The following is an 11945-nucleotide window of genomic DNA, read 5'->3' as shown; positions in this document are numbered from 1 at the left end:
GCTAACAAAATAGGCTATAAAACCGCTAAAAGAAGATTTAAAATGGAACTCAGAAATTTAGCTATTGCCTTGATAGTTCTAAAATGTGAAGGAAATTTAGACCATTTTGAAACCTAAAAAAATGGCCAGAATTTCTTCCGACCATGACTAACTTTTTAGTCGGTTTTTTGTTTCTTTACAATATGGCAAGAAAAACAAAAGACCCTGGATTTGGCTACAGTTCAAAACAAAATGCACAAGATATTATTAATGATGATGGTAGTAGTAATGTTGTTCATATAAACAGAAAAAGAAACATTAACGACTTATATACCTATTTTGTAGATATTTCTTGGTGGCATTTTTTCTTTTTAATTATAGTAACTTATACCATAATCAATATCTTTTTTGCATTTATTTATGTAGGTATTGGTATAGAGCAAATAACAAAACCAAAAGGTGTTTTTTTAGAAGATTTTTTTAATGGATTTTTCTTTAGTGCACAAACATTAACTACTGTAGGCTATGGTGGAATTGCACCAAAAGGAATCACTGCCAATTTTGTGGCAGCTTTCGAGGCAATGATTGGCCTGCTAAGTTTTTCTTTTATAACAGGATTGTTGTATGGGCGATTTTCTAAACCTAAAGCAAAAATTAAATTTAGTGATAATTTAATTTTACGAAAGTTTAAAAATGAACGGGCTATCATGTTTCGTTTAATGAATCAGCGGAAAACAGTTATGATAGAGCCAGAGATAAAAGTAACCCTATCAATATCAGAAAAAGATACTAAAGGTGAATATAAACGTATTTTTTATTCCCTAAAATTAGAACGTGAAAAAATCATGTATTTGCCAACTATTTGGACCATAGTGCATCAAATTGATAGTAACAGTCCTTTGTATAATTACTCAAATAAAGAAATTCAAAACTTAGATGCGTTCTTGTATATTTTAATTAATTATCATGAAGAGTCATTTTCGCAAAAAGTATATCAAATCTATTCTTATGATTTTGATAAGTTGGCGGTTAATGTAAAATATGTTCCTGCAGCTGATTTTGATGAAGAAGGGTATACCATTCTAGATCATGATAATTTGAGTAAAGTAGAGAAAATGTATTAATTTAATGCCCCCACAAAAAACGGATTGCCATAAAAACAAGTACAATTAATCCACCATAAATCAAAACCTTTTTTCCAGCACCTTTATAATAGCGCTCATGATTTTTGATATCTTTTCTATAGCTGTAAATCATTAAACTAATAAAAGCAATCACAAAGAAAATCATAAAAATGATTCTTCCGGTTGTAAAAAAAGCACTTAAAAACATAATTTATTATTTATAAGTTGTGAATTACTCTTAGGTTTATCAAGATATAATTCATAAAGTTTTATATATATTGTTGCTCTGATAAATCAGAAATCTAAAATAGCAAAATTACAAATTAAATGAAGAACGCCATCGTATTTGGAGCAACTTCTGGAATAGGAAAATCTCTTACAGAATTTTTAGTGAGAGATGGTTACAAAGTTGCTATTACAGGTAGAAGATTGGCGCTTTTGGAAGAGTTAAAAGCACAATTTCCAAATCAAATTAGTATCAAACAAAACGATATTCAAAACGTTGATGAAGTTGAAAATGTCTTTAAAGAGATTGTTAGTGAGTTTAAAACCGTAGATTTAATTGTTCAGTCTTCTGGTGTGGCTTTTATCAATCCAAAATTTGAGTGGGATAAAGAGGAGCAAAGTATCAATACCAATGTGTTGGGTGTAACTAGATTATATACTTTGGCTTATAATTTATTCAAAGCACAACAATTTGGTCATTTGGTGGGGATTTCCTCAATTGCATCTATTCGTGGAAATAGATCTGCACCAGTTTATTTTGCAGCAAAAGCTTATCAAAAAGCCTATTTAGAGAGTTTATACCTTAAGACAAAAACTATAAAATCTAAGAAGGTTTTTATAACAGATATTAGACCAGGTTTTGTAGATACAGCAATGGCTTTAGGAGATGGCCTGTTTTGGGTAACTCCTTTAGAAAAAGCTTCAAGACAAATTTATGCAGCCATAAAAAAGAAGAAGAGAGTAGCATATATTTCCAAACGTTGGCGTCTTATTGCAGGGGTTTTAAAAGTTGTTCCAGCTTGGTTTTTAAAGAAAGTAACATAAAATAATAAAATAGTTAATAATGAAAGATAAAATAGCAGCAGTTACAGAATTTCATACTGCATTTAAATTAAACATGAATCAAAAACCAATTGCACACATTGGTGAAGATAGAAACTTATTGCGTTATAAATTAATGCGAGAAGAAAACGAGGAATATTTAGAAGCAGCAAATAACAACGATTTAGTTGAGGTTGCAGATGCATTGGGTGATATGTTATATATTTTGTGTGGAACCATTATAGAACATGGTATGCAAGATAAAATTGAAGAAGTTTTTAATGAAATTCAACGTTCTAACATGAGTAAATTAGGTGAAGATGGCAACCCAATTTACAGAGAAGATGGTAAAGTTTTAAAAGGACCAAATTATTTTAAACCCAACATTGCTGAGATTTTAGAAGATTAAATAGAGGTGTTATCCAATCTCACCTCTATGAGGTTTTAAAGCATCCCTATAAATTTTCATGTCATTTTCATCAACAGTAATGAAAGCAGAAAATAACATGGGATTTTTTTCTTGAATATCAATTTCATAAAAAGGTAAGTTTTCTAGAGTTGCAAATTCTTTTAGATGTATGGTATGATGTTTGGCGGTTTCTTTTGCATCTGGACCTCTAAAATCCCATAATAATTTTATTTTTCTATTCATTTTTTAATTTTTATGATTGATGAAAATAAATAAATAACCTTCTGTAAAACTAATTTCAATGTTATGGTGTTCAGCTGTATTTCTTGTGCCAATTCTATCTCCAAAAACTAGCGTTTCATTATTGAGTTGATAACGTAAACCTTTAGAAGTGATGTTTGTAGCTTTTGGAAAAGGAACCAAAGAAATAATATTGTTTTTGCAATTTTTGATGGTTGTTGTTTTGTCTGCCAAAAAGTAATATCCATGGTTGTCAAAAAAAGTAAGATTCAGTTTTTTTTTCCATTGAATAGCGGAGTGTAAATTTCCTAAAAAATGATCTTGCTCATTTCCGCTAGCTCCAAAGACATCAATGTTATATAGACCTTTATCAAATAAAATTTGTAAAATTTTATCAAAATCAGTCAAATCTTGATTGGGAGTTTCAATTACTTCGATGTTTTCAGGAATTTGTTGAATAGAATCAAAATCGCCCGAAATAAAATCTACTGAAATATTATTCTCTTTTAAAAAATGATATGCGCCATCTGTAGCACAAGTCACAGTATAGCTAGAAAGGTTGGGTATTTTTTTTGGTTTTTCTCCATTTAAGAGTAAGAATACTTTCTTTTCTTTCATAATACAAAAATACCCATTTCAGAATTAATGAAATGGGTAAAAGTTAACTGATATTTAGCTGAAATAGTTTTATCTTTGATGCAAATTTTTAGACTTTGGATACATCAGAATTTACTTCTAAATCAACAAACAAATATATAGATAAAGCAAGTTTTACCTGGCAAACACCAAGCAATATTGCATTGGTTAAATACTGGGGGAAAAGTAATCCTCAAATACCAAAAAATGCTTCTATTAGTTTTACATTAAACAATTGTCATACAATAACTACAATTGATTTTGAAAAGAAAGAAAAGTCTACTGTTGTGGATTTTGATTTATTTTTTGAAGGAAAACAGAAAGATGAATTCAAACCCAAAATATCAGAATTTTTTACCAGAATTCAAGCCTATTGTCCTTTTATTTTTGAATATAAAATGACAATACATTCAGAAAATTCATTTCCACATTCAAGCGGAATTGCATCGTCAGCAAGCGGTTTAAGTGCCATTGCTAGGTGTTTGATGAGTTTAGAATCTGAAATAAACTCAAGTTTATCAGAAGAATACATCAATAAAAAAACCTCTTTTTTAGCAAGGTTAGGTTCTGGGAGTGCAAGTAGAAGTATAGAGGGACCTCTAGTAGTTTGGGGAAATCATCCAGATATTGAAGGAAGTTCAGATTTATACGGAGTTAAATTCCCTTATGATGTTCATCCAATTTTTAACAATTATCAGGACACTATTTTGTTGGTTGATAAAGGTGAAAAACAAGTTTCAAGTACGGTTGGTCACAACTTAATGCACAATCACCCGTATGCAGAAAATCGTTTTCAGCAAGCCAATGAGAATCTGTCTAAGATGTCTGAAATTTTACAAGAAGGTACTATAAAAGACTTTATAAATTTAGTAGAAAGTGAAGCGTTAACGCTACATGCAATGATGTTGACGAGTAATCCTTATTTTATTTTAATGAAACCAAATACGCTTGAGGTAATCAATAAAATTTGGAGTTATAGAGCAGAAAACAATAGCAATATTTGTTTTACATTAGATGCTGGTGCTAATGTGCATGTGTTGTATCCAGAGGATGAAAAAGACGCTGTAAATAGTTTCATTAATAACGAGTTAGCAAAGTACTGCCAGAAAAATCAGTATATTTGTGACAATGCTGGTTTTGGAGCAACTAGAATCTAATTCTCTTACAATATTTAAGAATAGTACAATCAATGAAAAAAACAGCTTTACTTATTTTTCTTTTTTTAGGTTTATTATCAAGTAAAACCATTGCGCAAAAAACCATTTATTTTGATGCGAATTGGAAAGAAACCACTAAGCAAAATGCAACATACTACAGACCTGCGCCAAAAGAGAAGTCTAAAGGACAACTGGTTGTAGACTATTATATTTCTGGAGAGAAAGCTCAAGAAGTGTATTATGTTGATGGTAAACCAGATGGAAAATATTCTTTTTATTACAAATCAGGAGCATTAAAAATTGCTGGAAAATATTCAGAAGGAAAAAAAGAAGGAATTTGGAAAACCTTTTCAAAGCTAGGAAAAATAAAGGAAAAAGGGAAATATAAAGACAACAAGAAAGTGGGGATTTGGAAGATTTTCTATAAAAATATTTAATAAGATAACCTTAACATTAAAAGTTGTATTTTTGCAACGTTATCATAAAGAAAATGAAAGGACCACTATTTTATGCTAAAATCCTTCTTTTTGGGGAATATGGAATCATTAAAGATTCTAAAGGCTTAGCAATTCCGTTTAATGCATATAGAGGAGCATTAAAAACTTCATCAAATTTAATTGGAAAATCAAAAGATTCTAACGAACATCTTAAGCATTTCTATAATTATTTAAAAGATATAGATACTGCACTGGTTTCTTTTGACTTAAATCAATTAGAACAAGATATTGAAAACGGAATGTATTTCGATTCGTCTATTCCTCAAGGATATGGTGTTGGAAGTTCAGGAGCTTTAGTGGCTTCTATTTATGATAAATATGTTGCAGATAAAATAACGGTTTTAGAAAATTTAACTAGAGAAAAGTTGCTGAAATTAAAAAACATCTTTTCTGTAATGGAATCTTTTTTTCATGGTAGCAGTTCTGGTTTAGATCCATTAAATAGCTATTTAAGCATACCTATCTTAATCAACTCAAAAGAAAATATAGAAGCAACAGGCATTCCTTCTCAAAAAGAAGGAAAAGGAGCAGTATTCTTATTAGATTCTCAACAGATTGGTGAAACAGAACCTATGGTAAACATCTTTATGAATAAGATGAAAAACGAAGGGTTTAGAAAAATGATTAGCGAAGATTTTGCTAAAACTACAGATGCTTGTATCGAAGATTTTTTACATGGAAACGTAAAATCTTTGTTTGGAAACGTAAAATCACTTTCTAAATTGGTATTAAAAAACTTTAAACCAATGATTCCTGATGCATTTCATAAAGTTTGGGAAAACGGAATTAAAACAAACGATTACTACTTGAAATTATGTGGGTCTGGAGGCGGAGGTTACATTTTAGGCTTTACAGAAGACTTTGAAAAAGCTCAAATTAGTTTAAAAAACTACAAGTTAGAGTTGGTATATAGATTCTAGCCTTATGTCTAGTTTCAAAATCAAAAAAATCTCATTTAAATTTTTAAGCCTAATCTCTGTAATTAGAGGTTACAATATATTAATACTAGTTTTTGCGCAATACTTAGCAGCTATTTTTATTTTTTCTTCTAAAAAATCTCTTCGAGAAACGGTCTTAGATATTGATTTGCTTTATGTTGTTTTGGCTACTGTATGCGTAGTGGCTTCTGGCTATATTATTAATAATTTTTATGATGTTAAAGTAGATAGAATCAATCGTCCTTTAAAATCAAGTATAGATAATTATGTAAAACAATCAACAAAGTTAAATTTGTACTTTTTTCTAAATTTTTTAGGATTTCTATTTGGTTGGTTTGTGTCTTTTAGAGCGGCTTTTTTCTTTGCAGTATATATTTTTGGAATTTGGTTTTATTCTCATAAACTTAAAAAGCATCCTTTAACGGGTTTAATTTCAGCAACTGTATTAACCATTTTACCATTTTTTGCCATATTTATTTACTTTAAAAATTTTTCGAAAATTATTTTTGTTCATGCTATTTTTTTATTTTTAGTATTAATGATCAGAGAATTGATTAAAGATTTACAAAACATGAAAGGGGCTATTGTAAATAATTATGATACTTTTCCGGTAAGATATGGTGAAAAAAAAGCGAAACAACTCTCTCTCTTTTTATTGATTTTAACGATATTTCCAATGTTGATTTTATTCAATTACCCAGAATTAAGTTACATGAAATATTATTTTTACTTGGCAATGATAACGTTAACATTAGTAGCGGTTTATCTATGGAAATCAACGGAAACCAAACAATACATTAAGTTACATAATATCTTAAAACTATTGTTGTTAATAGGAGTTTTTAGTTTGGTGTTTATTGATACAAGTTTGATTGTAGAAAAAGTGATAGATAAGCTAAATTAAGCTTTATTATACCTATTTTTGCAAAAATTTTAAGTAATGAAATCAAATAAAAACTCGTCGAGAGGACGACAAGAAGGAAAAAAAAGTACGCCTCTCAATAGAAAAAACTTTAAAAAAGACTACAAGAAAATAAAGTCTACTCCAAAGTCTGATGAATCATTAGGAATTCGTCTTAACAAATACATTGCTAATTCTGGAATTTGTTCTCGTAGAGAGGCAGATACGTATATTGAACATGGAAGTGTTCAAGTAAACGGAAAATTAGTGACTGAAATGGGTTACAAAGTGCAACCTAATGATGTTGTTCAATTTGATGGAACTTCAATTTCTCCTGAACAAAAAAGATATATTTTATTGAATAAACCTAAGAACTACATCACAACTATGGATGATGATAGAGGTAGGAAAACAGTAATGGAATTGGTTGCGAACGCATCTAAAGAAAGAATTTATCCTGTTGGAAGATTAGATAGAAATACAACAGGTTTGTTGTTATTTACAAACGATGGAGATTTAGCAAAAAAATTGACACATCCAAAACATAATGTGCGTAAACTATATCATGCTTCTTTAGATAGAAAATTAGATTTGAAAGACCTAGAAAAACTTAGAGGAGAAGTAATTATTGAAGGAAGAAAAGTGTTTATTGATGCGGTTTCATATATCAATGGAGAACCAAAATCTGAAATCGGTATAGAAATTCATTCTGGTAGAAACAGAATTGTTCGTAAGATTTTTGAACATGTTGGTTATAAAGTAAAAAAATTAGATAGAGTTATTTTTGCAGAACTCACTAAGAAAAACCTACCAAGAGGAAGATGGAGAGCTTTAACGCAGTTAGAGGTAGCCAATCTTCAAAAGATGAAATAATAAAAAAAATATTAAACAAAAAACCCTATAAACATTGAGTTTACAGGGTTTTTAAGTGGTACCTCCAGGAATCGAACCAGGGACACAAGGATTTTCAGTCCTTTGCTCTACCAACTGAGCTAAGGTACCATTGCCTTAGCGGATGCAAATATAATATGTTTTTTTACATCTACTAAATAATTTTTAAAAAAATGTATTGTATTTTTGAAGCACCCATCAAAACTGAATATGAATTTAAGTATAGATATTGGCAATACCAGAGTTAAAGCCGCTGTTTTTGAGAAGAATACCATGCTAAGTGTTTTTGTTTTTGATAAGAAAAAAATCATAACAGAAATAAAAAAAATTATTAAAAATTACGAAGTTTCTGATGCAATAATGTCTAGCGTAGCTAAAATATCAGGAAAAAAGAAAGTAAAAATTCAAAATATTGTAAAAGTTCATCAATTATCTTTTGCTACAAGAGTTCCTTTTTTTAATTTATATAAAACTCCAAAAACTTTGGGTGTAGATAGAATTGCTTTAGTTAGTAATGCAGTTTTAAAGTATCCAAATAAAAATGTATTAATTATTGATGCAGGAACTTGTATCACCTTTGATTTTGTAAATGATAAAAAACAGTATTTGGGTGGTGCTATATCACCAGGTATTGAAATGCGATTTCAATCGATGAATATTTTTACAGCGACTTTACCTCGAGTAACGCCTAAAATTTTAGACGATTTTATTGGAACAGATACAGCAGAAAGTTTGAATTCTGGAGTAGTAAATGGAGTAATTCAAGAAATAGAAGGAGTCATTCATCAATATAAAACCAAATATTTAGATTTAACAGTAGTTTTAACAGGAGGAGATACAAATTTCTTGTCAAAACAATTAAAAAGTAGCATATTTGCCAATCAAAATTTTCTCCTTGAAGGATTGAATGAGATATTGACATTTAACCAATAAAAATGATTAAAAATTTAGTTTTCGTTTTTTTGCTATTAGCTTCATTTGCTATATCTGCTCAAAGAACAAGTTCATCACCATATTCTTTTTTTGGTATTGGAGAAGAGTTTACCCCAAATACAATAGAGCAAAGTGCCATGGGAGGTATTGGTGTTGCGTTTAGTCACTATAAATATTTAAATTTTCTTAACCCTGCTGCTTACGCAGATTTAAGGTATACAACATATTCTTTTGGAATATTAAACAGTAATTTAACATTAAAGAACGGAGCAACAAAACAAACCGGTAACACAACAAGTTTAAGTTATTTCGCTTTAGCTTTTCCTATTGGAAAAAAAATGGGAGCTTCAGTTGGTCTTCAACCATTATCATCTATTGGTTATTCTTTAAATAATTCTATTACAGACTCTAATGGAGACATAACACGTCTTACTTCTTTTACGGGTAGTGGTGGGGTTAGTAGAGTGTATTTAAGTTTTGGTTTAAAACTAACTAAAGAAATTACTTTTGGTTTAGAAGCTAGTTCAAGTTTTGGTAATGTTGAAAATTCAGTATCAGAACAAAAAGCAAACGTTTCTTTAGCTTCAAAATATAATGAAACATTAAAAGTTAGAGGGGGATCTCTTAGATTAGGAACTCAGTTTAACAAACAGTTAAAAAATGAGACTACTATCTCAGCAGGAGCTACAGTTAAATTAGGCCATGACCTAAGAGTTACTGGAAATGAATACTTGTATTCTTTAACATTTACATCAGATCGTTCAGAAATTTCTAGAGATACTATTTCTCAAACAACAATTACTGGTAGATATAACTTACCTGTTAAAACAACTTTAGGTTTTGGAATGGGTAAATTTGATAAATGGTATGTTGGTTTAGAGTATGAGGGTCAAGCTGCAATTGGAACTTCAGGTTTTTTAAGTACTTCAAATGCTGCATTTAGATACGGTGATTCAAATAGATTTTCTTTAGGAGGATTTTATATTCCAAAAATAAACTCCATTTCAAGTTACTTTGACAGAATTACTTATAGAGCTGGTCTTCGTTTTGAGAAGACAGGGTTATTGATAAATGGATCAGGTAGCAATGCAAATTTTACTGAAGTTGACGACTTTGGCATGTCTTTTGGTTTAGGTATACCACTGAAACAATTATCTACCCTAAATATGGGGTTTGAATTTGGTAAAAGAGGAACCACTTCAAATAATTTGATACAGGAAAATTATTTTAATTTCAGATTAGGGTTATCTTTGACAGATATTAATTGGTTTCAAAAAAGAAAAATAGATTAACAAAAAACTAACAACATGAAGAAAATTACGTTTTTATTAGCTGTAACACTTACAATGTTATCAGCAAAAACAAATGGACAGGATAATTCAGACAGAGAATGTACAATTAAATACAATCTGTTTAAAGGAGACTTTCAGTCTAAAAAGTATGATGCTGCTTATACCAATTGGATATATTTAATGGATAATTGTAAAGATTTATCTGTAAATATTTATAAGTATGGATCAACTTTAGCAGAGGATGTAAAAAAGGATCCAGCTTTAGTGAAAAGAGTTTACGAACAAAGGTTACAGTACTTTCCTAAAAAAAACCCAGCAAAAGTTCATAGTGACTATGCTACTTATCTATCAAAAAATAAGTTAGCTTCAGAAGATGAGATATTTGTAATTTTAGAAAAAGGATATAATATCGACCCAACGAAAATGGGAGTAAAGAATTTATATAAGTATTTTCAAGGAGTAACAGATAGAAACAAAGATACAAATCCTCAAAAGGTTTTTGATACGTATGATGATGTATTAGAGAATATAAACAAAAAATTAGAAGGTTATGCAGCTAGATTAAAAGAGTTAAAGAAAGACTCTTTAGGCAATAAAAAATTGATTAGAGCGTATTCTATAAATTCTAAAGCTCTAGGAACTGTAGAGGGAGGTTTAGATGCAATTATCTCTGAAATTGCAACATGCGAAAGATTGGTACCTCTTTATTCTAGAGATTTTGAAGCAAACAAATCTAATGCAGTTTGGTTAAAAAGAGCGGTATCTAGAATGTTTAACAAGGGTTGTCAAAAAGATCCTCTATTTGAAAAACTAGCAAGAGCATTTGCAGACGCATCTCCATCTCCAGAAGCATATGCTTTTTTAGCTAATGTGTTAGAAGACAATGGTGATAATTCAGGAGCTAATGCTATGAGACAAAAATCTTTTGATTTAGAGACAGACCCATTAAAGAAAGCTAAATATAAATTAAAATTTGCTCAAGCAGCAAAAGATAGAGGGCAATTAAGTAGAGCAAGAAGTTTAGCCAGAGAAGCTTTAAAGTTTAATCCTAACTCAGGTAAAGCATATTTATTTATTGCAAGATTGTATCAATCTAGTGTGAATAAATGTGGAAAAAATGAGTTCGAAAAAAGAATGGTGTATGTGGCTGCTTTAAACAAAGCAAGAAGAGCAGCATTTGTTGATCCTAGTATTTCTGCTGTAGCAGGTAGATACATAAGAAGCTACAAGGCTAATGTACCTAATAAAAAAGTAATTTTTACAGAGGGTGTAGCACCGGGAAGTTCATATACTATTAAATGTTGGATTGGTGAAACTGTAAAGGTTCCTTCAAACTAATTACTTGAGAGGTTTAAAAATAATATCAAAAAGCATTACTGCATTTATATTTGCAGTAATGCTTTTTTCTTGTACTAATAGTACACAAGAAGTAAAAGATTTCTTGGCTACTAAAAACCTACCAACAGGCATTGCAAAAAATGCTTTTCATGTGTATAAAGATTCAGGGAGAATTACGTCTAAATTAATAACACCATTACTGTATGATTTTAGCAATAGAAAAAATCATCCTTACAATGAGTTTCCTAAAGGCGTAAAAATTATTAACTTTGAAGATAAAGATTCTGTTACAATTACAGGAAACTATGCGTTAACTTATTCAAAAACATTAGTGTCAGAAATTAAAGGTAATGTTGTAGTATTGAATCATAAAGAAAATACAAAGTTAAAAACAGAGCAATTGTTTTGGGATCAAAACACCAATTATTTTTTTTCTGAAAAACCATTTACATTAATGACGTTAACAGATACCATTAATGGAGTTGGATTTGAGTGTAAAGAGGATTTAACTGAGCATTTGGCAAAAAAAACAACAGGAATATTAGAAACAACAGAAGAGTAAT

The 11945-nt window shown here is 29.8% G+C and carries 15 protein-coding genes and 1 tRNA gene; 12 read left to right on the top strand and 4 right to left on the bottom strand.

Annotated elements, in window-relative coordinates:
* Positions 1-182 precede the first annotated feature (182 nt).
* Positions 183-1103 carry an ion channel gene (locus FP421_RS06740; RefSeq protein WP_159948904.1) on the top strand — a complete coding sequence of 307 codons (921 nt, stop codon included), beginning with the start codon at positions 183-185 and terminating at the stop codon, positions 1101-1103.
* A gap of 1 nt (position 1104) precedes the next feature.
* Here the strand turns inward: FP421_RS06740 and FP421_RS06735 are convergent, their stop codons facing one another.
* The gene (locus FP421_RS06735; RefSeq protein ID WP_159948901.1) at positions 1105-1311 is read right to left on the bottom strand and encodes a hypothetical protein; all 207 of its coding nucleotides are present in this window, start codon (positions 1309-1311) and stop codon (positions 1105-1107) included.
* A 119-nt stretch (positions 1312-1430) separates the two neighbouring features.
* Here FP421_RS06735 and FP421_RS06730 point away from each other — a divergent pair, with 119 nt between their 5' ends.
* Both FP421_RS06730 and FP421_RS06725 read left to right on the top strand, forming a co-directional pair.
* Positions 1431-2153: an SDR family NAD(P)-dependent oxidoreductase gene (locus FP421_RS06730; RefSeq protein ID WP_159948899.1), complete on the top strand. Its 723-nt coding sequence runs from the start codon at positions 1431-1433 to the stop codon at positions 2151-2153.
* Positions 2154-2172: 19 nt separating this feature from the next.
* On the top strand, positions 2173-2559 hold the full coding sequence (locus tag FP421_RS06725; RefSeq protein ID WP_159948897.1) for a pyrophosphohydrolase domain-containing protein: 387 nt from the start codon (positions 2173-2175) through the stop codon (positions 2557-2559).
* A 9-nt stretch (positions 2560-2568) separates the two neighbouring features.
* Here the strand turns inward: FP421_RS06725 and FP421_RS06720 are convergent, their stop codons facing one another.
* The gene (locus FP421_RS06720; protein WP_159948895.1) at positions 2569-2802 is read right to left on the bottom strand and encodes a hypothetical protein; all 234 of its coding nucleotides are present in this window, start codon (positions 2800-2802) and stop codon (positions 2569-2571) included.
* 3 nt (positions 2803-2805) lie between these two features.
* Entirely contained in the window at positions 2806-3417 is a 612-nt protein-coding gene (locus FP421_RS06715) for a thiamine diphosphokinase (protein WP_159948893.1), read from the bottom strand.
* A 95-nt stretch (positions 3418-3512) separates the two neighbouring features.
* Between FP421_RS06715 and FP421_RS06710 the strand changes: the two genes are divergently transcribed.
* From FP421_RS06710 to FP421_RS06690, 5 genes are read left to right on the top strand one after another with little or no spacing between them, the layout of a single operon-like run.
* Positions 3513-4592, top strand: a complete 1080-nt coding sequence (locus FP421_RS06710; RefSeq protein ID WP_159948891.1) for a diphosphomevalonate/mevalonate 3,5-bisphosphate decarboxylase family protein — start codon at positions 3513-3515, stop codon at positions 4590-4592.
* Between the two features lie 32 nt (positions 4593-4624).
* Positions 4625-5029 (top strand): toxin-antitoxin system YwqK family antitoxin, encoded by a 405-nt coding sequence (locus tag FP421_RS06705; RefSeq protein WP_159948889.1) that lies wholly within the window; start codon positions 4625-4627, stop codon positions 5027-5029.
* Between the two features lie 53 nt (positions 5030-5082).
* On the top strand, positions 5083-6009 hold the full coding sequence (locus FP421_RS06700; RefSeq protein ID WP_159948887.1) for a mevalonate kinase family protein: 927 nt from the start codon (positions 5083-5085) through the stop codon (positions 6007-6009).
* 4 nt (positions 6010-6013) lie between these two features.
* A complete protein-coding gene (locus tag FP421_RS06695; protein ID WP_159948885.1) occupies positions 6014-6931 on the top strand; it encodes a geranylgeranylglycerol-phosphate geranylgeranyltransferase in 918 nt (305 codons plus the stop codon).
* Between the two features lie 36 nt (positions 6932-6967).
* Positions 6968-7801 (top strand): pseudouridine synthase, encoded by an 834-nt coding sequence (locus FP421_RS06690; protein ID WP_159948883.1) that lies wholly within the window; start codon positions 6968-6970, stop codon positions 7799-7801.
* A gap of 56 nt (positions 7802-7857) precedes the next feature.
* Here FP421_RS06690 and FP421_RS06685 read toward each other — a convergent pair.
* Positions 7858-7930: transfer RNA gene (locus tag FP421_RS06685), tRNA-Phe, on the bottom strand.
* Between the two features lie 99 nt (positions 7931-8029).
* On the opposite strand from FP421_RS06685, the gene FP421_RS06680 reads away from it, so the two are divergent.
* From FP421_RS06680 to lptC, 4 genes are read left to right on the top strand one after another with little or no spacing between them, the layout of a single operon-like run.
* Positions 8030-8752: a type III pantothenate kinase gene (locus FP421_RS06680; protein ID WP_159948881.1), complete on the top strand. Its 723-nt coding sequence runs from the start codon at positions 8030-8032 to the stop codon at positions 8750-8752.
* 2 nt (positions 8753-8754) lie between these two features.
* Positions 8755-10044 carry a hypothetical protein gene (locus FP421_RS06675; RefSeq protein ID WP_159948879.1) on the top strand — a complete coding sequence of 430 codons (1290 nt, stop codon included), beginning with the start codon at positions 8755-8757 and terminating at the stop codon, positions 10042-10044.
* Positions 10045-10059: 15 nt separating this feature from the next.
* Positions 10060-11382 carry a tetratricopeptide repeat protein gene (locus FP421_RS06670; RefSeq protein WP_159948877.1) on the top strand — a complete coding sequence of 441 codons (1323 nt, stop codon included), beginning with the start codon at positions 10060-10062 and terminating at the stop codon, positions 11380-11382.
* A gap of 4 nt (positions 11383-11386) precedes the next feature.
* Complete coding sequence (lptC, locus tag FP421_RS06665) at positions 11387-11944, top strand: LPS export ABC transporter periplasmic protein LptC (protein WP_236548064.1); 558 nt, start codon at positions 11387-11389, stop codon at positions 11942-11944.
* Position 11945 lies beyond the last annotated feature (1 nt).

Source organism: Polaribacter septentrionalilitoris (assembly GCF_009832745.1).
GTDB classification, from domain to species: domain Bacteria; phylum Bacteroidota; class Bacteroidia; order Flavobacteriales; family Flavobacteriaceae; genus Polaribacter; species Polaribacter septentrionalilitoris.
This window is presented reverse-complemented; position numbering and strand designations above follow the sequence as displayed.